This window comes from Anoxybacillus sp. EFIL, assembly GCF_013096955.1.
GTDB lineage: Bacteria > Bacillota > Bacilli > Bacillales > Anoxybacillaceae > Anoxybacillus > Anoxybacillus ayderensis.
This window is the reverse complement of sequence record NZ_SDLH01000002.1, coordinates 326,523-350,533: the sequence shown is the minus strand read 5'-3', so window position 1 is coordinate 350,533 and position 24,011 is coordinate 326,523. Positions and strand designations below refer to the sequence as shown.

31 protein-coding genes and 1 other annotated feature are annotated in these 24,011 nt (G+C 42.9%); of the genes, 2 read left to right on the top strand and 29 right to left on the bottom strand.

Annotation, left to right across the window (positions count from 1 at the left end; translation table 11 throughout):
- Window positions 1–15 precede the first annotated feature (15 nt).
- The 11 genes from ES017_RS04840 to nadB form a co-directional block, all read right to left on the bottom strand.
- On the bottom strand, window positions 16–222 hold the full coding sequence (locus ES017_RS04840; protein WP_021093896.1) for a DUF2905 domain-containing protein: 207 nt from the start codon (window positions 220–222) through the stop codon (window positions 16–18).
- On the bottom strand, window positions 219–1,217 hold the full coding sequence (gene ruvB, locus ES017_RS04835) for a Holliday junction branch migration DNA helicase RuvB (protein WP_021093895.1): 999 nt from the start codon (window positions 1,215–1,217) through the stop codon (window positions 219–221). Before ruvB ends, ES017_RS04840 begins: the two co-directional genes overlap by 4 nt.
- A gap of 13 nt (window positions 1,218–1,230) precedes the next feature.
- On the bottom strand, window positions 1,231–1,824 hold the full coding sequence (ruvA, locus tag ES017_RS04830) for a Holliday junction branch migration protein RuvA (RefSeq protein ID WP_021093894.1): 594 nt from the start codon (window positions 1,822–1,824) through the stop codon (window positions 1,231–1,233).
- A 100-nt stretch (window positions 1,825–1,924) separates the two neighbouring features.
- A complete protein-coding gene (locus tag ES017_RS04825; RefSeq protein ID WP_021093893.1) occupies window positions 1,925–2,380 on the bottom strand; it encodes an intercompartmental signaling factor BofC in 456 nt (151 codons plus the stop codon).
- 64 nt (window positions 2,381–2,444) lie between these two features.
- A complete protein-coding gene (locus ES017_RS04820) occupies window positions 2,445–3,182 on the bottom strand; it encodes a YebC/PmpR family DNA-binding transcriptional regulator (RefSeq protein ID WP_009361714.1) in 738 nt (245 codons plus the stop codon).
- 84 nt (window positions 3,183–3,266) lie between these two features.
- A complete protein-coding gene (locus ES017_RS04815) occupies window positions 3,267–3,962 on the bottom strand; it encodes a YhcN/YlaJ family sporulation lipoprotein (RefSeq protein ID WP_042534184.1) in 696 nt (231 codons plus the stop codon).
- Window positions 3,963–4,041: 79 nt separating this feature from the next.
- A complete protein-coding gene (gene nadE / locus ES017_RS04810; RefSeq protein ID WP_042534183.1) occupies window positions 4,042–4,782 on the bottom strand; it encodes an NAD(+) synthase in 741 nt (246 codons plus the stop codon).
- Window positions 4,783–4,857: 75 nt separating this feature from the next.
- Window positions 4,858–5,793 carry a LysM peptidoglycan-binding domain-containing protein gene (locus tag ES017_RS04805; RefSeq protein ID WP_042534181.1) on the bottom strand — a complete coding sequence of 312 codons (936 nt, stop codon included), beginning with the start codon at window positions 5,791–5,793 and terminating at the stop codon, window positions 4,858–4,860.
- A gap of 138 nt (window positions 5,794–5,931) precedes the next feature.
- Window positions 5,932–7,035: a quinolinate synthase NadA gene (gene nadA / locus ES017_RS04800; RefSeq protein ID WP_042534180.1), complete on the bottom strand. Its 1,104-nt coding sequence runs from the start codon at window positions 7,033–7,035 to the stop codon at window positions 5,932–5,934.
- Between the two features lie 12 nt (window positions 7,036–7,047).
- On the bottom strand, window positions 7,048–7,878 hold the full coding sequence (gene nadC, locus ES017_RS04795) for a carboxylating nicotinate-nucleotide diphosphorylase (protein WP_042534178.1): 831 nt from the start codon (window positions 7,876–7,878) through the stop codon (window positions 7,048–7,050).
- A complete protein-coding gene (nadB, locus tag ES017_RS04790; protein ID WP_042534176.1) occupies window positions 7,875–9,407 on the bottom strand; it encodes an L-aspartate oxidase in 1,533 nt (510 codons plus the stop codon). Before nadB ends, nadC begins: the two co-directional genes overlap by 4 nt.
- Window positions 9,408–9,499: 92 nt before the next feature.
- Here nadB and ES017_RS04785 point away from each other — a divergent pair, with 92 nt between their 5' ends.
- Window positions 9,500–10,636: an IscS subfamily cysteine desulfurase gene (locus ES017_RS04785; RefSeq protein ID WP_042534174.1), complete on the top strand. Its 1,137-nt coding sequence runs from the start codon at window positions 9,500–9,502 to the stop codon at window positions 10,634–10,636.
- Window positions 10,633–11,166 carry a transcription repressor NadR gene (locus tag ES017_RS04780; protein ID WP_021093886.1) on the top strand — a complete coding sequence of 178 codons (534 nt, stop codon included), beginning with the start codon at window positions 10,633–10,635 and terminating at the stop codon, window positions 11,164–11,166. Before ES017_RS04785 ends, ES017_RS04780 begins: the two co-directional genes overlap by 4 nt.
- A 12-nt stretch (window positions 11,167–11,178) precedes the next feature.
- Here the strand turns inward: ES017_RS04780 and pheA are convergent, their stop codons facing one another.
- The 18 genes from pheA to ES017_RS04690 all read right to left on the bottom strand — a co-directional run bounded on the left by pheA (window position 11,179) and on the right by ES017_RS04690 (window position 24,004).
- The gene (gene pheA / locus ES017_RS04775) at window positions 11,179–12,042 is read right to left on the bottom strand and encodes a prephenate dehydratase (protein WP_042534172.1); all 864 of its coding nucleotides are present in this window, start codon (window positions 12,040–12,042) and stop codon (window positions 11,179–11,181) included.
- A gap of 14 nt (window positions 12,043–12,056) precedes the next feature.
- A complete protein-coding gene (locus ES017_RS04770; protein ID WP_042534170.1) occupies window positions 12,057–12,497 on the bottom strand; it encodes an ACT domain-containing protein in 441 nt (146 codons plus the stop codon).
- Window positions 12,498–12,519: 22 nt separating this feature from the next.
- Entirely contained in the window at window positions 12,520–13,806 is a 1,287-nt protein-coding gene (gene obgE, locus ES017_RS04765; protein ID WP_042534168.1) for a GTPase ObgE, read from the bottom strand.
- Window positions 13,807–13,834: 28 nt separating this feature from the next.
- A complete protein-coding gene (locus ES017_RS04760) occupies window positions 13,835–14,383 on the bottom strand; it encodes a Spo0B C-terminal domain-containing protein (protein ID WP_084220256.1) in 549 nt (182 codons plus the stop codon).
- Between the two features lie 89 nt (window positions 14,384–14,472).
- The gene (gene rpmA, locus ES017_RS04755) at window positions 14,473–14,763 is read right to left on the bottom strand and encodes a 50S ribosomal protein L27 (protein WP_003396301.1); all 291 of its coding nucleotides are present in this window, start codon (window positions 14,761–14,763) and stop codon (window positions 14,473–14,475) included.
- A 13-nt stretch (window positions 14,764–14,776) separates the two neighbouring features.
- A complete protein-coding gene (locus tag ES017_RS04750; RefSeq protein ID WP_042534164.1) occupies window positions 14,777–15,112 on the bottom strand; it encodes a ribosomal-processing cysteine protease Prp in 336 nt (111 codons plus the stop codon).
- Window positions 15,113–15,122: 10 nt separating this feature from the next.
- Window positions 15,123–15,431 carry a 50S ribosomal protein L21 gene (rplU, locus tag ES017_RS04745; protein ID WP_003396311.1) on the bottom strand — a complete coding sequence of 103 codons (309 nt, stop codon included), beginning with the start codon at window positions 15,429–15,431 and terminating at the stop codon, window positions 15,123–15,125.
- Window positions 15,432–15,445: 14 nt separating this feature from the next.
- Window positions 15,446–15,524, bottom strand: a sequence feature (ribosomal protein L21 leader region).
- A 44-nt stretch (window positions 15,525–15,568) separates the two neighbouring features.
- The gene (locus tag ES017_RS04740) at window positions 15,569–16,432 is read right to left on the bottom strand and encodes a M50 family metallopeptidase (protein WP_042534161.1); all 864 of its coding nucleotides are present in this window, start codon (window positions 16,430–16,432) and stop codon (window positions 15,569–15,571) included.
- Window positions 16,425–17,156 carry a M23 family metallopeptidase gene (locus tag ES017_RS04735; protein ID WP_042534159.1) on the bottom strand — a complete coding sequence of 244 codons (732 nt, stop codon included), beginning with the start codon at window positions 17,154–17,156 and terminating at the stop codon, window positions 16,425–16,427. The genes ES017_RS04740 and ES017_RS04735 overlap by 8 nt, the downstream gene beginning before the upstream one ends.
- An 87-nt stretch (window positions 17,157–17,243) precedes the next feature.
- Window positions 17,244–18,050: a septum site-determining protein MinD gene (gene minD, locus ES017_RS04730; RefSeq protein ID WP_009361731.1), complete on the bottom strand. Its 807-nt coding sequence runs from the start codon at window positions 18,048–18,050 to the stop codon at window positions 17,244–17,246.
- A gap of 2 nt (window positions 18,051–18,052) precedes the next feature.
- Window positions 18,053–18,703, bottom strand: a complete 651-nt coding sequence (gene minC, locus ES017_RS04725; RefSeq protein ID WP_216367445.1) for a septum site-determining protein MinC — start codon at window positions 18,701–18,703, stop codon at window positions 18,053–18,055.
- Window positions 18,704–18,782: 79 nt separating this feature from the next.
- On the bottom strand, window positions 18,783–19,307 hold the full coding sequence (mreD, locus tag ES017_RS04720) for a rod shape-determining protein MreD (protein ID WP_042534157.1): 525 nt from the start codon (window positions 19,305–19,307) through the stop codon (window positions 18,783–18,785).
- Window positions 19,304–20,164 (bottom strand): rod shape-determining protein MreC, encoded by an 861-nt coding sequence (gene mreC / locus ES017_RS04715; RefSeq protein ID WP_042534155.1) that lies wholly within the window; start codon window positions 20,162–20,164, stop codon window positions 19,304–19,306. Before mreC ends, mreD begins: the two co-directional genes overlap by 4 nt.
- 19 nt (window positions 20,165–20,183) lie before the next feature.
- Window positions 20,184–21,206 (bottom strand): rod shape-determining protein, encoded by a 1,023-nt coding sequence (locus ES017_RS04710; protein WP_006320433.1) that lies wholly within the window; start codon window positions 21,204–21,206, stop codon window positions 20,184–20,186.
- Between the two features lie 84 nt (window positions 21,207–21,290).
- Complete coding sequence (radC, locus tag ES017_RS04705) at window positions 21,291–21,965, bottom strand: RadC family protein (protein WP_021093878.1); 675 nt, start codon at window positions 21,963–21,965, stop codon at window positions 21,291–21,293.
- Between the two features lie 28 nt (window positions 21,966–21,993).
- A complete protein-coding gene (locus ES017_RS04700; protein ID WP_042534153.1) occupies window positions 21,994–22,563 on the bottom strand; it encodes a Maf family protein in 570 nt (189 codons plus the stop codon).
- 114 nt (window positions 22,564–22,677) lie between these two features.
- The gene (locus ES017_RS04695) at window positions 22,678–23,457 is read right to left on the bottom strand and encodes an SPOR domain-containing protein (RefSeq protein ID WP_042534151.1); all 780 of its coding nucleotides are present in this window, start codon (window positions 23,455–23,457) and stop codon (window positions 22,678–22,680) included.
- 106 nt (window positions 23,458–23,563) lie between these two features.
- The gene (locus ES017_RS04690; RefSeq protein WP_042534149.1) at window positions 23,564–24,004 is read right to left on the bottom strand and encodes a type II secretion system protein; all 441 of its coding nucleotides are present in this window, start codon (window positions 24,002–24,004) and stop codon (window positions 23,564–23,566) included.
- Window positions 24,005–24,011 lie beyond the last annotated feature (7 nt).

Sequence of the window (24,011 nt, the reverse complement as noted above, 5' to 3'; positions counted from 1 at the left end):
CCTTTCTTTATTTTATTAACGAAAACGACCAATCATATAAAAAATAAGCGATAAAACGACGCTTAAAATGATTGACGTCATAATCGGAAAATAAAAAGTTGCATTTTCTTTTTTAATAACGATATCTCCAGGTAAACGACCAAGCTTAATAAATTGCATCAAAAAACCGACAATAATAAGAACGACACCAAGAAGCATAATTGTTTTTGGCACATTCATCATCGTGGCACCTCCAAACCGAAATGGTTGTACGCAAGTGGCGTAACGATTCGCCCGCGCGGTGTTCGCTGTAAAAAGCCGATTTGTAGCAAATACGGTTCATATACATCTTCAATCGTTTGCGCTTCTTCCCCAATCGTTGCGGCAATTGTTTCTAATCCGACTGGTCCACCTCGGAATTTTTCCATCATGCTTTTTAATAGTTTATGGTCCAGATGGTCTAATCCTAAACGGTCGACTTGTAATTGTTCTAGCGCTTCATTCGCTAAAATAAACGTAATCGTTCCATTCCCACGCACTTGAGCAAAATCGCGCACGCGGCGCAACAATCGGTTGGCGATTCGCGGTGTGCCACGCGAACGCCGTGCAATTTCAAACGCTGCTTCTTCTTCGATTTCGACAGCAAAAATGTGGGCGGTTCGCTTCACAATATGAGCGAGCTCTTCAGGGGTATAATATTCTAAACGGCTTAACACACCGAAACGGTCGCGAAGCGGAGCAGAGAGTGCTCCGGATCTTGTTGTTGCTCCTACGAGCGTAAATGGCGGCAAATCGAGGCGGACAGAACGGGCAGCCGGTCCTTTGCCGATGACGATATCTAAACAAAAGTCTTCCATTGCCGGATACAACACTTCTTCCACTGCTCGTGGCAAGCGATGTATTTCATCAATGAATAGGACATCACCCGGTTCAAGCGTCGTTAAAATTGCCGCCAAGTCCCCCGGACGCTCAATCGCTGGTCCAGCTGTCGTGCGCAATTGAACGCCCATCTCGTTGGCAATAATGGCGGCCAGCGTCGTTTTTCCAAGCCCTGGTGGTCCATATAACAATACGTGATCAAGCGTCTCTCCCCGCATTTTCGCCGCTTCAATAAATACAGTTAAGTTTTCCTTTACTTTTTGTTGCCCGATATATTCTCGCAACTGCTTTGGGCGAAGACTGTATTCAAGCGAGGCATCGTCGTAATCGGCCGCGCTTGAAATGAGACGCTCTTCCATCATGCATCCTCCCTTACTTTAATAGTTTTTGTAAAGCGAGCTTAATATATCCTTCTGTCGATAACTGCTCTTGTTTTAATATAGGCACCACTTTTTGAATTTCTTTCTCAGCATAGCCGAGCGCCTTCAACGCTTCAAGCGCTTCAGAAAGCGGGTTCGTTTCTTCAATCGGCTCCGTAAATAAATTCGGAAAAGCGTCTGGGACAACTGCTTGCAATTTTCCTTTTAAATCTAAAATCATTTGTCGTGCTGTTTTCTTTCCTACTCCTGGAAACTTACATAAAAACTTATCATCTTCCGCTTCGATCGCTTCCACAAGCTGTTCAAGTTGACCAGCAGCTAAAATGGCAAGCGCCCCTTTTGGTCCGATTCCCGACACTTGTAATAATTTAGAAAATAACGATCGCTCTTGGCGCGTATGAAATCCATAAAGGGCGAGGACATCTTCACGCACATACTGATATGTATATACAACGATTTGTTGTTGTTTATTCATTTGGAACGAAAACGGATTAGGGGTAAAAACTTGATAGCCTATTCCGTTATTTTCAATAACAATATATTCCGGACAAACGTAATTCACATAGCCACGAATAAATTCAATCAAAGCCCCGTCCTCCTTTTCTCACGCCTCTCATTTTAGCATAAGATGAGGAAAGCGGAAAGCGCAAGTCACTCATAAAAAAAGTCCGCTGTTATGCGCGGACTTATTTTCCGAATGGCTCATACGCTTCGATGACGCGTTCAAAATTTCTTTTTGAACGAACAGAAATACCTTTTTTCAGCTTTTCTCGTTCGTGACTTTCGAGTTTTTTTACATCAATTTGAAAAAACGACTGAATGACGCGAGATGACTCACCTGGTTTTCCTTCAAAAATAGAAAGCGTGCCATCTTCAGTAAGACCGAAATACCCTGCTTTCGTTAATGGCGAAAGGTCATCAACGTAACGTTGGAAAACAATTTGTTCGTCATCCATATTGATAAGCTGCCAATCTTTATATTTGTTCCAAATGTCTTTCATCGATATCACTGTTTCTTCTCTTATTTCCTCGCTCACCTCTCCATCCATATATACCGTTTCTAAAATGACTGTCATCTGTACAGGAGATGTGTGTTGTGTCAAAAATAAACTAAGGCATAGTGTAAGTACAATATTCATCATTCTCACCTCATTCATATGTTGACCATTTTCGCCAAAAATAAACGGTCTTGCCATCGCAAGACCGTTATTCTAACATCGATTCATCTAAATTGTGGTAAATTTCTTGTACATCGTCATCATCTTCAAGCATATCAATAAGCTTTAACATTTTCGTTAAATCGTCGCCTGTTAATGTTGTGTACGTTTGCGGAATCATTGTGATTTCAGCCGTCGCAAACGTAAACCCTTGCGCAGCTAACGTATTTTTTACTTGCTCAAACTGTTCAGGGGATGTGTAAATTTCAAACGAATCTTCCGTCGTTTCCATTTCATCCGCCCCTGCTTCGATCGCTTGTAACAACATGTCATCTTCATCGATGTTTAAATCTTCACGAGCGATGACAATGAGCCCTTTCCGATCAAATAAATACGACACGCATCCCGTTTCTCCTAAGTTTCCACCGTTTTTCGAAAACGCGACACGAACGTTAGATGCGGTACGGTTTTTATTATCTGTTAAACAAATGACCATGACCGCTACGCCACCCGGTCCATATCCTTCATAACGAATTTCTTCGTAATGTGTATGTTCTTGGTTGCCTGTTGCTTTTTTAATCGCACGTTCAATGTTTTCATTCGGCATGTTCGCTGATTTTGCTTTTTCAATCGCAAGACGCAACGTAGCGTTTGTCGTCGGATCGCCTCCGCCCATTTTGGCAGCTACATAAATTTCTTTTGCAAGCTTCATAAACAATTTTCCGCGTTTCGCATCTTGTGCATTTTTGCGCCGTTGAATATTTTTCCACTTGGAATGTCCTGCCATTCGGATCCCCTCTCATATGTGAAAAATGTCCATAAAAACTATACCAAAAATAAATAAAAAAGAACAGGGGCTCACCCCTGTTCTTTACCCACGATTCATAAATGGACGTTCCATCATATCACCCATGTCATTAAATATGTCGCGAATATCACGCTCTAGTTGATCCATTGGACCACCGTCGCGAATATCGTTATCGAGCGTGCGGATGCGGTTATACATGCTTTCATTTGCCACAACGCGAACCGTTTTCCCCGCTGTATATGGGGCGATCGCCTGCCGAACGAGACGCTCAATGCGCGTTGTATTTTTCTCTGTCGTCGATACAGCAACGACGACACGATCTCCTGAGACAACGGCGCGTGCATCTTTTACGTTGGCAACGTTCGCTGCACGTTTTGCAATTTTTTCAGCTAACGCCCCGTTATAGTTACGGTAATACGATGGGCGTGTTCGTTCATCCATCGCATTCAAATGTCCATGATAGTTGCGATCGGCACGACTAAAATTGCGATCGACTTGCGGTGTTCGCGTTGTTCGATCCATGCCCCGATCAAGCATTTCTGTAATCGATCCGTCGTTATCCCGCACTGGACGAACGTTTCCGTTTAAACGTTCCGTCCCGTAACGACCGTATTGAAAACCGGTCATATCATTTTCATTTGAGTAATATCCGATCGGACGTGTACGATCGGTATAACGTGTATCAAACGCTTGGTTATTACAAGCTGCTAAGCCACTAAGCGCAATGACTGCACCGAGAGCGACGATTCGTTTCCGCAAAGGAAAAACCCCCTTTTTGCTTTTGTAGACGATCAGTCTACATCATTAGCTTGGCGCAAAAAAAGGGGTTTTATCGCTGTTAAAATTTTGGCGGAGCGATCGCTAATTGCCGTTTATGGTGGGAACGTTCATGAAGTCGCTCAATAATCTCACGGTCTCGTTCTGGAACGGGCTCACCTTTTAAATATTTGTCAATCATATCGTACGTTGTTCCCATTTCGTTTTCGTCTGTTTGTCCTTCCCAAAGACCTGCGCTTGGCGCTTTTGTAATAATTTCTTCAGGTACACCGAGAATGCGTGCCATTTCGCGCACTTCGCCTTTTGTGAAATGAACGAGTGGCACTAAATCGACGCCACCGTCACCGTATTTTGTAAAATACCCTGTATGCCATTCCGCCGCATTATCCGTTCCGACAACGAGATAACCGTAATTGTTCGCCACAGCATACAACGTCGTCATGCGCAAACGCGCACGTGTATTTGCATCGCCAAGGCGAGCCGCTTGCTCGTTCCATTGCCCTTTTTCTTTTAATTGCTTTTCAATTTCCCCAAATAGTACGCGATGCGTTTCTGTTAAGTCAATGATATGGTAATCAACCCCACAACTTTGGACAACTTTTAATGCGTCTTCTTTATCTTTCGGATTGCTTTTACATGGCATAATTAACCCTAACGAGTTGTTAGGAAACGCTCGTTTAATTAAATGGGCAACGACAGCAGAATCGATTCCGCCACTAATGCCGACGATCGCCCCATTCATTCCAGCTTCTTGTACTCGTTCACGAAGCCATGTAATTAGTTTTTCAATTTTTTGTTCCATATATGTACATCCCTTTCTTTTTACATCATCATGTTCATTTTATCACACAAAAAACAAAAAGAAAAAGAGGCGACATTATTGCCCCTCTTCTTCCTCACGATAAGGAACTGAAAAATACGGATTTATATACGGTTGCCCCGGCCATCCTTGTTGCCATCCGTACGGACCATACGGCATAGCTTGTGGCATATACATCGGCTGTTGCATCATTGGCACATTTTCACCATACATTTGTTGTGGATACGGTGCTTGTTGCGGTTGCTGTGAATATCCCCCTGCACCTGTTGGCATTTGCGGCATCATCGGTTGCGACTGTTGAGCATATTCACCTGTTGGCATTTGTGGCATATATGGTGTCGGTTGTAACTGCTCACCGCATCCGCAATCATCGTTATTCATCGCACCCTGTGGATACGTCCATGGCATAACAGGATACATCGGTGGGAACCATGGATAAAAACCGTATCCCGGCATAATCGGCGAAACAGGAACGCACGGCATTGGCATTGGCATCGGCACAGGCATTGGAACAGGCTGCGGCTGCATCGGTTGTTGTGGTTGTTCTTCCATGACTGGCGCCTCTGTCGTTGGAATCGGTGGAATGTCTGGAAACGGTGGCATTGGTATCTCTTCTTCAGGCTCCATCATATTTGGCATAATATTTGGTGGCTTCGGTGGTAAAAGCGGCGTTTCTTGTTTCGGTTGTTCTTTTTTCTCTTGTTCTTTTGCAATTGGAATTTCTTTTGCAATTGGTTCAACATTCACCGGCTGTTGTAACTGTTGTTCCTTTTTGTTTACGTGAATGTCGACATCAACAGAAATATTTTGTGTTTCTTTTTTGACAGGTTTTACTGGAGCTACTGGCGTCGGTACTTTAATTTTCATACCTGGCATAATGTAGTTTGGATCACTTAAATGAGCATTCATTTTTTTTAACTCTTCAAAATCAACTCCATATTTTTGCGCAATTTTCCAAAGGGTATCTCCTTTTTGAACGATATGGATTTTCACGTGTTTCCCCCTCCTATACTCAGACGTGACGTGTATGTCATGTTCAGCTTGTCGCTACTAGGCTTCAACATAACTTATGAACGGAAAGCTTTTTTTATGATAAAAATAAAAAAGACCGGCAAAAAAATGCCGATCCGTTTATGCTCGCGCTAACATGCGCTCAAGCGCTAACATCGCTCCTTCAGCTACATCTTTCGGAACAGTAATGCGATTGACAACTTTCCCTTCAAGCAATGATTCAAGCGCCCAAAGCAAATGTGGTAAATCAATGCGATTCATCGTTAAACATGGACACATATACGGGTTTAACGACACAATTTCTTTATCTGGATGTTGCTGAATAATCCGATTAACTAAATTCATTTCTGTTCCGATTGCCCATTTACTTCCTGACGGTGCTTGAGCGATCGTTTCAATAATATATTTTGTCGAACCTGCATCATCTGCTTGTTGAACAACTTCCCAGCTACATTCTGGATGAACAATAATTTTCATATCCGGCTTTGTTTTTCGAATATGTTCAATATGTTTTACTGTAAAATTTTCATGGACAGAACAATGTCCTTTCCATAAAATCACTTTAATTTGCTGAACGTCACCGTCGTATTGAAGTGTATTTGTCGCTGGATCCCATACAGCCATTTGTTCAAGTGGAACGCCAAGATCGTAAGCTGTATTTCTTCCTAAATGTTGATCAGGCAAAAAGAAAATGCGTTCCTTTTGTGTAAACGCCCAAGCGACCATTTTTTTCGCGTTTGATGATGTCACCGTCGCCCCGCCGTGTAAGCCGACAAACGCTTTAATCGCAGCGGTCGAGTTAACATACGTTAACGGTAAAATCGTATCTCCAAACATTTGTTGTAATATTGGCCATGCTCGCTCCACTTGTTCAATTTCCGCCATATCTGCCATCGAACATCCGGCACGCATATCTGGCAAAATGACGACTTGTTCATCGCTTGTTAAAATATCAGCTGTTTCCGCCATAAAATGCACGCCGCAAAATACAATATATTCAGCTTCTTTATTTTTCGCTGCTACTTGTGCAAGCTGCAATGAATCACCTGTCGCATCTGCAAATTGGATGACTTCATCTTTTTGATAATGATGTCCTGGAATAAATAAACGCGTACCAAGCTCTCGTTTGACACGAGCAACGCGCTGTTCCATTTCCTCGACCGACAACTGTTTATACGTCTCTGGCATCGCATCTTGTTGTTGCATGAGTTGTAATACGTTCATCGCTCATTCCTCCTACTGCACGTTTAAACTAATATCTAACGCTTTCGCTGAATGCGTCAACATGCCTAACGAAATATAGTCCACACCTGTATCCCGATACTGTGCAATATTTTCAAGAGTAATTCCGCCGGAAGCTTCCGTAATGATCGATGGTGGGACGAGTTGAACAAATTCACGAATTTCTTCAGGCGTACGATTATCAAACATAATGACATCCGCCCCTGCCTCAACCGCTTCCATCACTTGTTGTTTCGTCTCTGTTTCCACTTCAATTTTTACCATATGACCAAGCTGCGAGCGGACGCGTTCGACTGCTTTTGTAATGGAACCACAAAACGCAATATGATTATCCTTAATCATCACTCCATCATATAAACCGAAACGATGGTTGTATCCACCGCCACACGTTACCGCATATTTCTCTAACATCCGCAGGCCCGGCGTCGTTTTTCGCGTATCACAAATGCGTGTATGGTTGCTGTTTAACGCTCGAACAGCTCGATTTGTCAACGTAGCAATCCCGCTCATGCGCTGGAGTATATTTAAAATGACGCGCTCACCTGATAAAATCGGGATGGTCGGACCTGAAACGACGGCGATAACCTCTCCTTTTTTTACGCTTTCCCCGTCTCTTTTATATAATTGACATGTGATCGATGGGTGCAATAGCTTATATCCGATATCAATAATCGATACCCCTGCGATAATTCCATCTTCTTTGGCAACAAATATCGCTCTTCCTTCATCCTCACGAGAAAAGATCATTTCGCTTGTTATATCGCGTTCTCCGATATCTTCTAAAAAAAACTGCTTAAGCAACTCTTTTAGCTTTAGCTCATTCAACGGAATCCCTCCTTCATGAGATGTTCTTCTTTCGTGCGGACGATGCGCCGCTTTTCCCAATACGTTCTTTCAAATGGCTCGTCACTTCGATAATGAGCCCCTCGGCTTTCTCTTCTTTGCAAAGCTGAAGTCGTCACAAGCCAGCCAACAATCAACATGTATATAATCGTCCGCTCCTCGTCATCATACTCTGGTGACATGTTGACAAGCTCATCAATCGAATATTGTTCAAACCATTGTTTCGCGTAAAACAGTTGATCATAATCGCGCACAATGCCGACATATTGCGTCATGATATGCTGAATGTCCTCTTTTGTCGGTAACGCAATATGTACGTTATTTTCTTTTCTTTCGCTTTTCTTTAACATCAAACGTTGCTCCGTTTTGTTCAACAGATGGAAAGCAACACGTCGACTAAAGACGAGCGCCTCAAGCAGTGAGTTGCTTGCTAAACGGTTCGCTCCGTGCACACCTGTACATGCTGCTTCCCCAACGGCATACAGTCCCGGTAATGTCGTTTCACCATCGACATTCACAACGATGCCACCCATTAAAAAGTGAGCACCTGGGACAACAGGAAGGAAACCGTTGCGCCAATCGACTTGATAGCGCTCACAAAGCGATGTAATCGTCGGAAAACGGGATGAAAAATGCGGAATCATCGAGATATCTAAAAAAACAAAATGACCGTTTTTCATTTCGCGCTCAATGGCCCGAGATACGACGTCGCGCGGCGCTAAATCTTTTTGTGGATGCACTCCGTCCATGACGCGCCGACCGTCATCGGTCAATAAAATCGCTCCTTCTCCACGAACCGCTTCCGAAATGAGACCGACAGCTTTTCCGTCCACATAAAGCATCGTTGGATGAAATTGCACAAATTCCATATCTGCTACAGCAGCACCTGCTCGGTATGCCATCGCAATGCCATCGCCCGTTGCCGTTTCTGCGTTTGATGTAAACGTATATAACTGTCCAATCCCGCCTGTCGCAATCACGATCGCGTTCGCTGTATACGTTCCATTTTTCGTTTGTACACCTACGCAACGTCCATCGGAAACGAGCAAATCAATGACCGGATCGTTTTCAATAAACGTCACACGGCTAGAAAGCTTTTCAAATAAAAATGAAACCATGTTTTTTCCTGTCGCGTCGCCCCCCGCATGTAAAATGCGTCTCATACGGTGCGCCCCTTCTTGCCCGAAAAGCAATTGGCCATGCTCATCAACATCAAATGAAAAACCGAGGTTCATAAACTGTTGAATGACCTCGCGTCCTTCTTGAACTAAAATGCGTACCGCTTCCTCGTCATTATGCTCACATCCGGCAATTATCGTATCCGTATAATGAGTTAACCAATGATCGTCAGGATGAATGGCAGCCGCGACGCCCCCTTGAGCAAGCCAAGAGTTGCTCGTCTCTTTATTCGACTTCGTGAAAATAATCACATTTTTATGCTCACATAAATGATAGGCAACCATTAACGCTGCAAGGCCGCTACCAACGATAATCACATCCGCTTCACGCATGGATGTTCCTCCATTTCATACTGTCTTGACACCTATATTGACATATATTTAAACTGATGACAAGACTTTTGTTTTTGGAAGTGGTGAACGAGATGATTTATTTAGATTACGCCGCAACAACACCAATGAGTGAAGAAGCTTTAGCGGTTTATGTAGAAAGTGCGAGAACATATTTTGGAAATGCAAGCAGCCTCCATGATGTCGGAACAGCTGCAAACGAATTGCTTACGATTTGTCGAAAACAACTCGCTCAACTCATTCGTGGCGAGGAAAAAGGAATATATTTTACAAGCGGAGGAACAGAAGCGAACGTTCTCGCTATTCGTTCGCTCGCTTACGCCCATCGTCATAAAGGAAAACACATTATTACATCAAGCGTCGAGCACGCTTCCGTTCACGCTGTATGCGCGCAACTCGAACAAGAAGGATTTACCGTGACGTACGTGCCAGTCGACCGCTTCGGGCAAGTGGATATCGAAGCGCTTGAACAGGCATTAACGGACGAAACGATTCTCGTCTCTGTTCAACATGCCAATTCTGAAATTGGTACGATTCAACCGTTGCAACAAATCGGTGAATTATTAAAAGAAAAACAAATTGTCTTTCATAGCGATTGTGTACAAACTTTTGGTAAAATACCGATAGATGTGAAACAACTTCACCTCGATAGCATATCGATTGCTAGCCATAAAATTTATGGTCCAAAAGGGGTCGGGGCTGTGTATGTGAATCCGAGCGTACGTTGGCATATGTGGCTGCCAAACACAACACATGAAAGCGGATTTCGTCCCGGAACGGTGAACGTCCCTGGCATCGCTTCGTTCACAACCGCAGCGCTTGAAGCGGAAAAAAAACGAGAAACGGTTCAACAAAACATAACCGAATTGCGTCGTTATTTTGTTGAACAAATCGTGAAAAAACAATTGCCAATCACTGTTTTCGAACATCCGACAGATCAACTACCGAATATTGTTGGCTGTCTCGTTCACGGCTTTGAAGGACAATATGTGATGTTGCATTGCAATCGTCACGGGATTGCGATTTCTACCGGAAGCGCATGTCAAATCGGCAAGCAAGCACCATCAAAAACGATGATCGCCATCGGCAAAGAAGAAGACGAAGCAAAACAATTCATTCGCCTATCATTTGGCATGCATACGACAAAAAGCGAGGTCGAAGCCGTTGTTTCCGCACTTGAACAGCTTCAAAAAGAAAGGATGTCACGATGAAAAAAGAGAGAAAACTACTAGGGGAAGAACGTCGAACGCTCATTTTGCAATGGTTAAAAGAAACGAAACGCCCGATGACAGGAACGGAGTTGGCTAATAAAACGAACGTGAGCCGCCAAGTGATCGTTCAAGATATTTCGCTATTAAAAGCAAAAAACGAACCGATTATTGCAACAAGCCAAGGGTACTTATATTTATCTCCTTCTTCTACTCATATGTATACGCGCGTCATCGCTTGTTGCCACACGCCAGAACAGACGAAAGACGAACTATATACAATCGTCGATCATGGCGTCACAGTAAAAGACGTGAAAATTGAGCATCCGGTATACGGAGATTTAACAGCGTCCATTATGGTTAGCAATCGGTTAGAAGTTGATGAATTTATTCAAAAAATTAACGAAACGAAATCTGCCTACTTGTCTCAACTGACCGATGGCGTCCATCTGCATACACTCGAAGCAGATTCCATAGAAAAACTTGATGAAGCATGCGCTGCATTAAAACAAGCACGGTTTTTGATTGAGTAAAAAAACATCCCTTTACACGAGGGATGTTTTTTTTACCGTATAGTATGGATAGCTACCTAATATTTGCACCGTGCAGCCGAGCGCTTCCAATTCTGCAATCGCTCCTGGAATTAAAACGTCGTCCATTTTTTGATCAATATCAATAATAAAAAAGTAGTTCCCTAACCCTGTTTTCGCTGGGCGGGATTCAATTTTTGTCAAGTTAAGCTTTCGCCACGCGAACGCTGATAACACTTGATGAAGCGCTCCTGCCTGATCTTTTGGCAACATGACCATTAACGTCGTTTTAAACCCATCTTCTTTATCTGTAACAGGCAACAAATCGCGCTCGCGATGCAAAACAATGAAGCGCGTATGGTTGTAGTCATAGTCATGAATGTTTTCTTTCGCAATCGCTAAGCCGTATTGTTTCGCTGCAAGACGATTGCCGATCGCCGCGATCTTTTCTTCTGGATGCTCGCTCACATATTTTGCTGCTGCGCTTGTTGATGTGACGTATTCATACGTGGCGTGCTTTAAATGACGATGTAAAAACTTATGGCATTGAGCAATCGCATGCGAATGAGAATAAATGCGTTCAACATGCATCCAATCGTCCAATTGAGATGGATGTACGAGCAAATGTTGCTCAATTGGTGCAATAATTTCTCCAACAATCGGTAAATTGCATTCATGAATTAAATAATCGATCGTCAAATTTACAGAACCTTCTAGTGCATTTTCTAGTGGGACAACGGCTAGCTCGACTTCTCCATCGCGGACAGCGTCCATACATTGTGGAATCGTATGATATGGAACGTTTCGTATATGAGGGAAAATCGCTTCAACAGCCGCATGCGTAAACGTCCCTTCTGGTCCTAAATATCCTATTTTCACAATCCTTCCCCTCTCTACGCCCCTGAACCGAGAATTTCTACTTTTTCAACAAAAGGCAACTGTTTTAATTGCGAAAGTAACTCATCGATCGTTATCGCCATCTCGCTCGTACTAACGGACAACGTGACATTCGCCCGCCCTTGAAGCGGAATCGTTTGGTGAATCGTAAGAACGTTGCAATTTGCCGAGGCAACGACGCTTAATAGCTTCGAAAGGGTGCCTGAGCGGTCTTCTAAATGGAAAAAAAGCGTAATAATTTGTTCCCGAACCATCGTATGAAACGGGAAAACCGCGTCACGATATTTATAAAAAACGCTTCGGCTGACATCGACAAGTTGCACAGCATCGGCAACAGAATCGACTTTTTTTCGTTCAATTAATTCTTTTGCCGCCAACACTTTTTTCATTGCTTCAGGCAATACATCTTCCCGCACTAAATAAAATTTTTTATCCACCGCACAAGCTCCCCCTTTCGCATTAGTCGACAAATTCAAATTCGTAATTCAACAGCTTTACAATATCCCCATCTTTTGCTCCGCGAGCGCGCAGCGCATCATCGACGCCAAGCGAACGCAATTGACGTGCAAAGCGACGCACCGACTCTTCCCGTGAAAAATCGGTCATTTTAAACAGCTTTTCAATTTTTTCTCCTGACAAAATAAACGTTCCATCATCATCACGCGTAATATGAAACGGTGCTTCCTCTTTTTCCAATTTGTAAACGACGCGATGAATCGCTTCTTCCTCTTGTGGATAAAGCGGAAATTCTGGTGTCGTTTCAAGCAGATCAGCAATCGCAAATAATAGTTCGCGCAACCCTTGACGTGTCACTGCTGAAATCGGGAAAATCGGCACATCGTCCTTTAACTTTTGTTTAAATTCACGCAAATGTTGTTCCGCGTTTGGCATATCCATTTTATTCGCAACAATAATTTGTGGCCGCTCTGTTAGACGCAAATTGTACTGTTTTAATTCTTCGTTAATGACTAAATAATCTTCATACGGATCTCGGCCTTCTATGGCAGCCATGTCAATGACGTGAACGATGACGCGCGTCCGCTCAATATGGCGCAAAAATTGATGCCCAAGCCCGACACCTTGATGCGCTCCTTCAATAAGCCCCGGCAAATCAGCCATAACAAAACTGCGGCCGTCTTCTGTTTCAACGACACCTAAATTCGGAACGATCGTTGTAAAATGATAGTCTGCAATTTTCGGCTTTGCCGCTGAAACGACGGATAATAACGTTGATTTCCCAACGCTCGGAAAACCAACAAGTCCAACGTCCGCGAGCAATTTCAATTCTAGCGTCACGTATCGTTCTTGCCCTGGCTCGCCATTTTCAGCAATTTCCGGAGCCGGATTTGATGCAGTCGCAAAGCGAGTATTTCCACGTCCACCTCGTCCGCCTTTTGCTACGACAAATCGTTGTCCATGCTCTGTTAAATCAGCAATCACTTCTTTCGTTTCATCATCAATGACAACTGTCCCTGGTGGCACTTTTACAATTAAATCTTCTGCATTTTTCCCGTGTTGATTTTTTGACATGCCATGTTCGCCACGCGGCGCTTTAAAATGGCGTTGATAGCGAAAATCCATTAACGTGCGCAACCCTTCATCAACAACAAAGACGACATCGCCACCTTTTCCACCGTCTCCTCCAGCAGGTCCGCCTTTCGGTACGTATTTTTCGCGTCGAAACGCGACCATTCCGTTTCCACCGTCGCCACCTTTCACATATATTTTCACTTGATCAACAAACATCGTTTTTCTCCTCCGATCTTTTCATCTTTTACTCAACAAGATGAATCATTGCACATATGGTTAGTTCATGTTCATGAATCGCATGTTCACAAAGCGTGAACGCATCATATTGACTATGCTTTTGAATCCATTGTTTTACCATCTCAAGTTCATGAAGCATACCACGATAATCAAAAAAGAGCCGCACGTCGTTTTCTGTTAAGTCAATCGTAATCGTTACATAGTTTTCAACATGTGGAGAAGAACATTCCTCAAGCATATGTAAAAATCGTTGACACCACGTAGCGAGCATATGATCATATGCATGTAATGAACGTGGCTCCCCTAACACTTCATACTCTAGTTGAATATGACGTGCTTGCCAATGGTACGTCATGAGCAGTTCAGCAAACCGTTCTGTTTGTAAATTCGTGAGCTTCGCTTCATTTTCTGCTTCAATGATAATTTGTTGAATTATTTCATTGACGCGATCGATACGCTGTAAAGATAAATTTCCTTTAATTAATTGGATTTTATTGAGCCAATCGTGTCGGGAATGACGCAATGCCTCTACAATCGTCCACCGCTTCTCCATCATTCATTCTCCCATAAACAGTTTGACTATAATTATAACATACGCCAACAAAAAGAAAACCCTAACCAAGTCGGTTAGAGTTTTCCACTTCCTTATGCTTCTTTCACAACAGGATATACGCTCACTTTTTTACGATCGCGACCCATGCGCTCAAAACGAACGATGCCGTCAACTTTCGCGTAAAGTGTGTCGTCGCCACCGCGTCCCACGTTTAATCCTGGGTAAATTTTCGTTCCGCGTTGACGGTAAAGAATAGAACCGCCTGTAACGAATTGACCGTCTGCACGTTTCGCGCCAAGACGTTTTGCGATCGAATCACGACCGTTCTTTGTTGAACCTACCCCTTTTTTCGATGCGAAAAACTGAAGATCTAAACGTAACATGCCGTGTCACCTCCTACAACGTTTTCGTCGTTATTTTGACGTATTTTCCGTAATCACGCTCAATCGTTTGGAGCGACACGATCATCCCTTCAAGAAGAAGTTGCACGTCGGCTTGTGCTTTCTTATCTTCAATTGTCGGAAGTTCGCAATGAAGATAGCCGTCTTTTCCTTGTTGAATGATCGGTTTCACATTCGTCAAGGCGACAATTGCGTTAACCGCACCAAACGAAATGGCTGATACACCTGCACATACAATATCTTGTCCACGCTTCGCAAACTGAGCGTGTCCGCTAATCGTAAAGGAACGAATCGTCCCTTCCACCGTTCGATTAATCGTGATACGAATCATCGCTTACGCCTTATGCGTTAATTTTTTCGATCACAACTTTTGTGTATGGTTGGCGATGACCTTGCTTACGACGATAGTTTTTCTTTGGCTTATATTTGAAAACGATGATCTTCTTTTGACGACCATGTTTTTCAACTTTCGCCGTTACTGTTGCGCCAGCGACTGTAGGATTGCCAACTTTTACGTTTTCGCCACCTACAAATAGCACTTTGTCAAATGTTACTGTTTCGCCTTCTGCTGCATCAATTTTTTCGATGTAAATCGCTTGGCCTTCTTGTACTTTAATTTGTTTTCCACCAGTTTCAATAATCGCGTACATATTTGCACCTCCTAAATTAGACTCAGACTCGCCAGCTGTGAGGCGGTTCAAGCGAACGCTTAAATAGCCTTAGCTGAGCGGTTGTAGCACGGGTGCTACACAACATAGAAGATGATAGCATAAAAAGAAAACAATTGTCAATACGTATAAAGCAAATGGCCGATCGGTTCATTCGTTCGTTTCTCATGAAAATAAGCGTACAACAATTCGTTTTCATCAAGCTCCATTTCCATTTGATTTTTCTTTACGATAATCGCATGTTTTTTCCCGCGATGAAATAAAAGAAGAACGTGAAATAACGAATCGTTCGCATCCACGACAAGTCGCTTTAACGCTCGATATTCGACCCGTTTTCCGTAATATCGTTCCAACAAAAAACGCATCCACACATACGGACGTTGCTTCCATTCCATCCAAATGGCATGCGCTAAAAAGCAGGCGATGATCCATAAATTCATGTGCAATGGAGCGTTGATCAATAAAGCGACGAAACAGATGACTAAAAAAAAGACGGAAGCATAAAGCGTTTGTTCGTGCGCCCGTCGAAACGATGTACGCGCCGTACGATACAAAAAAAAGAGCTTCCCTCCATCAAGCGGCCAAATGGGCAACAAGTTAATAAGTAAAATAGATACATTATATTCAATTAGTTGATAATACCATTCATTAGATAACATGTTCGCTTCATGAGCGATATACGCGATGAAAAAAATAAATATATGCTGAAACGGCCCTGCTAATGTGACGATCAATTCTTCATGAAACGGTCGGTTCCCGTGTTCATCCATTTCAGCCACTCCGCCAAACGGCAAAAGTAAAATGCGTTTGACGCGCCATGAAAACATATGCGCTGCGACAACGTGTCCTAGTTCGTGCCAAAGCACAATCCAAAACAATAAAAGAAGCGTCTGAAATTGTGCAGTCATAATGGCAATAAGCGCAACAACCCAAAAAAGCGGATGAATATGAATGTTTATAAAAATAGATAACCATTTATTCAAAGGAAATCACCTGAACTGGATCAATAAAATGATCCCCTTGCTTCACCGCAAAATAAAACAAGCCTTTATGATTATTCATTTCCGCTCTCCCGACTTCTTTTCCTGCCTCAATGAAATCATACAACTTCACCGAAATAGCGGATAACTTTCCGTACCACGTTTCACTTCCATCCGCATGTTGAATAATGACTGTTTTTCCGTACGGTTCTTTCACTCCTGCAAATACGACAATTCCTTCTTCGACTGCTTTAATGGCTTGATCGGTTTCAATGACGATGCCTTGTCCATTATGTTCAAACGTTTCCACAACGCGCGCTGAAGCTGGAAAGGCATACGCGGCTGTTGTTGTCTCTTGTTGTTTTTTTACGTTAAAAAATGCTAATGGCTTCCCAAATGTTTTTTCGTACCATTGTGCAACTGTCGCAAATTGAAAATCTTTTTCCATCGCTTGTTTCACAAATGTACGCGCACCTTCAACGTTCGGAGAGTCGTATTGAAATAAAATCGCAACGCCAAAAAACAAAAGAGCTGATAAAAAGCTTTTCAATAAAAATATATCTTTCCGAAAAAGTGGCGGTTCTCGCTCCACATCGTACGTCACAACTGTTGGATTCCCATATTTTTCTTCTTCACTCCAGTTTGTCATCATCGTTTGAACGTAACGTTCACGCTCCTTTTTTCGCTTGGCGATTCGCTTTCGAATATGTTCAATTCGATCGCTCACACTCCACACCCCTCTCGTCCGATTTGTATTATATGTATGGGGAAATGGAGAAGATATGAATAAAAAAAGCACCTCCAAACGGAAGTGCTAACGCGCGCTAAATAGCTTTTTTATTTTCGAGAAAAAACCTTTTTGTTCTTCATCATCGAGCGACATAAGCGGTACGGATTCACCGAGAAGGCGACGGGCGATGTTGCGATATGCTAAAGACGCTTTGCTGTTCGGATCAAGAACGATCGGTTCACCGTTATTTGACGCTTTAATGACATGTTCGTCATCGACTATAATCCCAAGTAAATCAATCGATAAGTGCATCACAATTTCATCAATATCTAACATATCATGATTTTTTAACATATGACTACGAATGCGATTAATAATTAAACGCGGTCGTTTCATATGCTCTTCTTTTTCAAGTAAACCAATAATTCGATCAGCATCGCGCACAGCTGAAATGTCCGGCGTCGTCACAACGATCGCTTCATCAGCTCCTGCAACGGCATTTTTATATCCTTGTTCAATGCCTGCTGGGCAATCAATTAAAATATAATCGTAATCTTGTCTTAAATCGTCAATGAGTTGTTTCATTTGCTCTGGTGTGACAGCCGATTTGTCACTCGTTTGGGCAGCTGGCAATAAATATAACCGATCTTCAAATCGTTTATCTTTCACGAGCGCTTTTTGAATGGTGCAACGTCCTTCGACGACGTCGACAAGATCGTAAATAATGCGATTTTCAAGTCCCATAATGACATCAAGATTGCGCAAACCGATATCGGTGTCAACGAGACAGACTCGCTTTCCTAATAACGCTAGTGCCGTTCCGAGATTTGCCGTCGTTGTCGTTTTGCCAACGCCGCCTTTGCCAGAAGTAATAACAATCGCTTCTCCCACTGTCAAAAACTCCTTTCTAACCGAGTTAAATTCGGACGTAAATGCATCAATAGCTGGAGTCGATCGACAACAATTTGATCATGTTCATCAATATAAGCGCACTCCATTTCATTTCCTTCATCGCTACGGTAGTCTGGCGCTCGATTCATCACATCACTAATGCGCAACTGCGTCGGCTTCATCACCGATGCAGCGATAATGGCTTGACGGTTTCCTTCATACCCTGCATGTGCAATACCGCGCAATGCTCCTAATATAAAAATATTTCCTGTTGCAATAACCGTCCCACCAGGATTCACATCACCGATTAAAAGTAAATCTCCATCAACGTGTAACACTTGTCCAGAACGAATAATTTTCGCAACAGATACAATTTCATTTTTCTTCTTCCATTCTAACGCTTCTTGTTTCGTCATGACATTGCTTACAATCGAGTGGACAATTAAATGCTTTTTCGTTCGAATCACATCGCGCAATCGTTCTTCTTGCTCACGCGTCAAATATCTGTTGCCAACATGAACGTGCACAGCAACAAGTGGCCCTTCTTCGTCGCGTGTTGTTGTCGTCAATAATTCATCCACTTGTTTTAACAATTCGTCATAGGCACACGTATCATCAAGATGCAACGTCAGCCCTTCTTTCGTCCCTTTCATTGACACATATGGTCTTTTCTCCTTGCCAGCCACGACTTTCACCTCAATGAATAGTTCTCCGCATTTTTCTTGTATTCCTTCATACTGGCGACGATTCGTCCCGCTTCTCACACCACTTAAGCAGCGTTTGCTTTAACGGATAAGCAATGATTAAAATAACAATTGTATGAATAAATAGCGTTGGCAAAAAGCGCGACTGCAAAAACGTTTGAACAGGCATCGTCGTCCGGCTAATAACGAGTTGAATGGCATATGCGTACCATTCGACACATGCAATGGCAACAATCGCAAAAAAGGAAGCTGTCCATGCATTTTTATGAAAAACGTTCATCGCTTTCGCAATTAAATAAGCGATAAGCGAAAAGGCGAACGCATAAGCGCCTAATAGTTCTGTATATGCGACATCATATAACAGACCAAAAATAAATCCATACGTCATTCCTTCTGTTTGTCCAATAAAAATCGTAATAAACACGATCAAAATAAGCAAAATGCGCGGAACGAGCAAATAAACATCGAATAACGGATCGGGGAAAAGTTGTACGATAATGCTTTCCAATAAAAACATAACGGTCACAAGGGAAGGAAGAAAAAAACGTCTCATTGTCCTTCCTCCTCTTGCGACATTTCAATTTTTCGTTTCACGATCATCACATCATCAATGTCATAAAAATTCGCTGCTGGCTTGATATAGGCAATTTGTGTAAGCCCGTACTCATCCGCAACGACTTCTTCCACTTCTCCGATAAATAGTCCTTTTGGAAAAATCCCGCCAAGTCCTGATGTAAATACACGCTGTCCTTTGTTTATTTTCGCATCATATGGAAGGCGTTTCAGCAGCAATGCTTCCCGTTCTTCATCGTATCCTTCGATTAAACCGAATACGTTTTCATCTCCTTGAACAAACGCAGAGATGCGATTTTGTCGATCATTTGCGCTAAGCAGTTGCACCGTTGCGCTAAATGGTGAGACGCTACGCACTTTGCCGATGAGTCCTTGAGGTGTAATAACAGCCATATCTTTTTTTACACCGTGTTGGGATCCTTTATTTACAATTAACGTCTCTTCCCAACGATCTGGATTGCGCCCGATCACCGTCGCTTGAATGGCGACAAAATCACGTAAACTTTCTTTTTTATCAAGTAGTTCACGCAAACGTTCGTTTTCTTTTTTGAGCGATTCCACCTCGGACTGCAAGAGAACGTATTGCTCTAAGTGCGCTTTTAACTGTTTGTTTTCTTCATATGTACGGCGCAAATCGTTCACATTTTCAAAGAAGCCCGCAACGAGCTGTGCGGGCTTGTGCACGATAGATTGCATAAAAACAACGGTGTCTTTTGCGAATTTTTCCATCCATGTTAATTCACTTCGTTCTTTTAACGAAAAACCGATGAGAGCCACGAGTACCATGATGCTAACAAGCAATATAATTAGCCGTTTATTTAAGAAAAATTTCGGCATGACGACACCTTCTTACACATTAGCGATGGTCTCGCGCTTTATTTTTAAATAAATGAATATGGTCGAGCGCTTTTCCTGTACCAATCGCGACGCAATCGAGCGGATTTTCAGCAATAATGACTGGCATATTCGTCTCTTGGCTAATGACTTTATCTAAATTGCGCAACAACGCTCCTCCACCCGTTAACACAATTCCACGATCCATAATATCTGCAGCAAGTTCTGGCGGCGTTTTTTCAAGCGTATTTTTTACGGAATCAACAATGGCATATACCGTATCGCGCAACGCTTCAGCGATTTCTTCCGCATGAATTTCAATCGTTTTTGGCAAGCCTGTTAATAAGTCGCGACCGCGAATTTCCATGCTTCCGATCCCTTCCGGATTGCCTGCCGAACCAATTTCGACTTTAATCGCTTCCGCTGTGCGCTCCCCAATCATTAAATTGTACGTTTTGCGAATATATTGGATAATTGCCTCATCCATTTCATCACCAGCAACACGAATTGACTGGCTCGTAACGATACCACCTAAAGAAATGACAGCGACTTCCGTTGTGCCACCCCCGATGTCGACGACCATGCTTCCTGTCGGTTCCCATACAGGCAAATTCGCACCGATCGCTGCCGCAAACGGCTCTTCGATCGTATAAGCGTCGCGAGCCCCTGCTTGTCTCGTTGCGTCAATGACGGCACGCTCCTCGACCGCCGTAATCCCTGACGGCACGCACACCATCACGTATGGCTTTCCAGCAAACAGTCCGCTATTTTTCGTCGCTTGCTTAATGTAGTACTTCATCATAATGGCTGTCGTTTCGTAATCAGCGATCACTCCATCTTTCATCGGGCGAAGTGCCACAACGTTTCCTGGCGTACGTCCGATCATTTGTTTCGCTTCATTCCCAACCGCAACAATTTGTTTCGTATCTTTTTGTAGCGCAACGACAGAAGGCTCGCGCAAAACGATTCCTTTTCCTTTGACATATACAAGCGTATTGGCAGTGCCTAAATCTATTCCGAGATCTCTTGATCCAATTCCAAACATGTTCGTATCTTCCTTTCTGAAACAAAATGCTTTCAAAAACTCATGACATTTATTATAACGCAATTACAATGAAAAGAGAACGATTTACACATATCCTTTTTCTTTTAAACTCACATATGTTTTATCACCAATAATTAAATGGTCAAGCAGCTCAATGCCAACGAGGCGGCCGCATTCTACGAGCCTGCGCGTCACTTCAATATCTTCGCGGCTCGGCGTCGGATCTCCTGACGGATGATTGTGAATACAAATGATGGAAGCAGCAGAACGTTTAATCGCTTCTTTATACACTTCGCGCGGATGGACGATCGATGCATTTAGACTGCCGATAAATACTGTCTTTTTATGCATCACTTGATTTTTCGTATTTAAATATAACACAACGAAATGTTCTTGGCTTAAAAAACGCATATCTTCCATGACGTAACGTGCACCATCTTCCGGAGAACGAATGACGTAACGATCATCGTATTGAATTTGATGCACGCGTCGGCCAAGCTCAAGCGCTGCAATAATTTGGATCGCTTTTGTTTTTCCGATCCCTTTAATGCTTGTCATTTCTTCAATCGTTGCATCTTTTAACTGACGAAGTCCTTCAAAATGGGTAAGTAAATGTTGCGCAAGCGTAAGAACGGAATATTGTTTCGTCCCCGTGCGAAGCAAAATGGCTAACAATTCTTGATTGGATAAACTTTGCGGTCCTTCAGAAAGCAAGCGTTCACGCGGGCGTTCATCGGGTGGAACATGACGAATAAGCATACGTTCCCCCCTCTATTTTAACCTTTTTTTAACGAAATGGATAAAATCCGAATTTTTTTAATTCGCGAGCAAGCCTTGCAATCGGCAAACCAACAACGGAAAAATAGTCGCCGTCAATCTTTTTTACAAAAAGCGCTCCCCGTTCTTGAATGCCGTACGCGCCCGCTTTATCGAGCGGTTCTTTTGTCGCAATATACGCCCAAATGTCTTCATCTGTAAGCGGCCAAAACGTAACGTCCGTTTTTTCTGCAAAAGTGACGCACTCTTTTTCTGTACAAATGGCGACACCTGTCCATACTTCATGTGTCGTTCCGGATAAACGTTTTAACATACGAAAGGCGTCTTGTTCGCTCGTCGGCTTCCCAAGCACCTCTCCTTCACACACAACGATCGTATCAGCCCCGATGACGCACGCGTCTTTTTTTTGTTGCCATACCGCATTTGCTTTTTTATGTGCGAGCTGCTGTACAATTTCACTTGGGGATAACTCGGCATCGAATAATTCATCGACATCGCTGACGAGGATGTCAAACGGAAGTCCAAGCATACGAAGAAGTTGTTTTCGACGAGGAGAACTAGAAGCTAACACAAGTTGCATCGTCATCACCTTTCTGTCATGAGCGTTTGTTTCAAGGAAGATACACTTGTATCGTACCAAATTTATACACAATATACAATGGTTCGACAAAGAAAAAAAGAAGCTGTGCGCTTCTTATTGTAAAACATTTAATATATGTTGTTGTGCGGCCCATAATTGTGCTTGATCGTTTGTTTGCCGGAAAGCGAAAAGCGCTTCATACGCTTTTTTCATCTGTTCATCATGAAACGAATACGACTGTAACTCATTCCATTGTTCATTGGAAAGTTGTTGCCCATCCAACAATAAACTAATCGCGGAAACGATCGTCATAAACGGCTCATTTTCTTTTTCGTCCACCGATACGTTCCATGCTTTTACGTATGTGTCAATTCCGAGCGATTCGTATAAGCCCGCGATTTTCTTTGCCTCCTCTTTCGTTAATGCCATGCCTAAAAAGACGTAAATCGGTTGTTTTCCTACCATGACGCTCGGACGATGTTGCCCTTTTATTTTTTGCGCGTACGCTTTCGCCGCTTCCGCATCTTGAAACACCCCACCTTGAACGACAAAAACGGTTTCTGTCCGTTGCGCAACTGGCTCTTCTTCCTTTTGTTCTTGCTGCAATGTGGCGGTCGAAGAAGTGTCAGTTGTCGGAATGATCGTTAATACAAATAAACCGAAGCTTGTCCCAAGAACGACAGCTAAAGCGATCGCTAGCAAAAACGAACGCCAAGGTGATCGTTTTTTATATCGTTGACTTGTTGTGTCGAATGCTACCAAATCGTCTTTTTTCTCATTTTGTTCATTGCTCTCTCCATTTGACCATTGCGGTAATACGTTCGTCGCCGTCGTATACGGTTGTTCTTTCCCATTCACTTTAATCACAATTGCTTTTTTCGCTGGCTTGTCCAACTTTTCTCCCTCCCGCTGTCATTCTTCGGTCATCGTAACATAAAAAAAGAAAAAAAAAACGAGACATTTGTCGTCTCGTCGCGGAAGGTTTTCGTCAAATTTCGCACTATCGATCTTGAATGTCATTTATCGACAACTGATCGACAGGTACACCATTTTCTTTACAAATTTGCTTCGTTTCTCCTTTTAAACAAACCGCATATGCAATCGTGCCGTCATGTTGTTTCGTCACAATAACATATGAGTCATCATTTGGCGGCAACCGTTTTGATGTGTACGGATCCATGATTCCCTCAAGAACGCCATCGTCAACTAACTGTTTGTACGTTAATATTTCACTTTCATTTGGTGTTAAAAACTCTACTTTCTGCGCACCAACGTGAAGCCTTGCCGCCTCGTATAGCGAATACGCTGTCGCGACAAACGCTCGATCACGTGACTTTTTAATGACTTCAACAACAGAAATAGTCGCAATCATGACTAAAATACTTAAAATAACAATGACGGCTAACAGTTCAATTAACGTCATTCCGCGCTCATTTTGCATCCGACCG

Excerpts from the sequence above, each read along its gene's own strand:
- nadA (WP_042534180.1), bottom strand. The coding sequence starts at position 7,035 with ATGAACGTATTACAACTCATGCAACAACAAGATGCGATGCCAGAGACG.
- rplU (WP_003396311.1), bottom strand. The coding sequence starts at position 15,431 with ATGTACGCGATTATTGAAACTGGTGGAAAACAAATTAAAGTACAAGAA.
- obgE (WP_042534168.1), bottom strand. The coding sequence starts at position 13,806 with ATGTTTGTTGATCAAGTGAAAATATATGTGAAAGGTGGCGACGGTGGA.
- ES017_RS04690 (WP_042534149.1), bottom strand. The coding sequence starts at position 24,004 with ATGCAAAATGAGCGCGGAATGACGTTAATTGAACTGTTAGCCGTCATT.
- radC (WP_021093878.1), bottom strand. The coding sequence starts at position 21,965 with ATGCTTATTCGTCATGTTCCACCCGATGAACGCCCGCGTGAACGCTTG.
- minC (WP_216367445.1), bottom strand. The coding sequence starts at position 18,703 with ATGAAAGGGACGAAAGAAGGGCTGACGTTGCATCTTGATGATACGTGT.
- nadE (WP_042534183.1), bottom strand. The coding sequence starts at position 4,782 with ATGGAACAAAAAATTGAAAAACTAATTACATGGCTTCGTGAACGAGTA.
- mreC (WP_042534155.1), bottom strand. The coding sequence starts at position 20,164 with ATGCCGAAATTTTTCTTAAATAAACGGCTAATTATATTGCTTGTTAGC.
- mreD (WP_042534157.1), bottom strand. The coding sequence starts at position 19,307 with ATGAGACGTTTTTTTCTTCCTTCCCTTGTGACCGTTATGTTTTTATTG.
- ES017_RS04780 (WP_021093886.1), top strand. The coding sequence starts at position 10,633 with ATGAAAAAAGAGAGAAAACTACTAGGGGAAGAACGTCGAACGCTCATT.
- nadB (WP_042534176.1), bottom strand. The coding sequence starts at position 9,407 with ATGCGTGAAGCGGATGTGATTATCGTTGGTAGCGGCCTTGCAGCGTTA.
- ES017_RS04825 (WP_021093893.1), bottom strand. The coding sequence starts at position 2,380 with ATGATGAATATTGTACTTACACTATGCCTTAGTTTATTTTTGACACAA.
- ES017_RS04710 (WP_006320433.1), bottom strand. The coding sequence starts at position 21,206 with ATGTTTGGAATTGGATCAAGAGATCTCGGAATAGATTTAGGCACTGCC.
- ES017_RS04700 (WP_042534153.1), bottom strand. The coding sequence starts at position 22,563 with ATGCAACTTGTGTTAGCTTCTAGTTCTCCTCGTCGAAAACAACTTCTT.
- ES017_RS04820 (WP_009361714.1), bottom strand. The coding sequence starts at position 3,182 with ATGGCAGGACATTCCAAGTGGAAAAATATTCAACGGCGCAAAAATGCA.
- ruvB (WP_021093895.1), bottom strand. The coding sequence starts at position 1,217 with ATGGAAGAGCGTCTCATTTCAAGCGCGGCCGATTACGACGATGCCTCG.
- ES017_RS04840 (WP_021093896.1), bottom strand. The coding sequence starts at position 222 with ATGATGAATGTGCCAAAAACAATTATGCTTCTTGGTGTCGTTCTTATT.
- rpmA (WP_003396301.1), bottom strand. The coding sequence starts at position 14,763 with ATGTTACGTTTAGATCTTCAGTTTTTCGCATCGAAAAAAGGGGTAGGT.
- ES017_RS04750 (WP_042534164.1), bottom strand. The coding sequence starts at position 15,112 with ATGATTCGTATCACGATTAATCGAACGGTGGAAGGGACGATTCGTTCC.
- ES017_RS04785 (WP_042534174.1), top strand. The coding sequence starts at position 9,500 with ATGATTTATTTAGATTACGCCGCAACAACACCAATGAGTGAAGAAGCT.
- ES017_RS04760 (WP_084220256.1), bottom strand. The coding sequence starts at position 14,383 with ATGATGGAGAAGCGGTGGACGATTGTAGAGGCATTGCGTCATTCCCGA.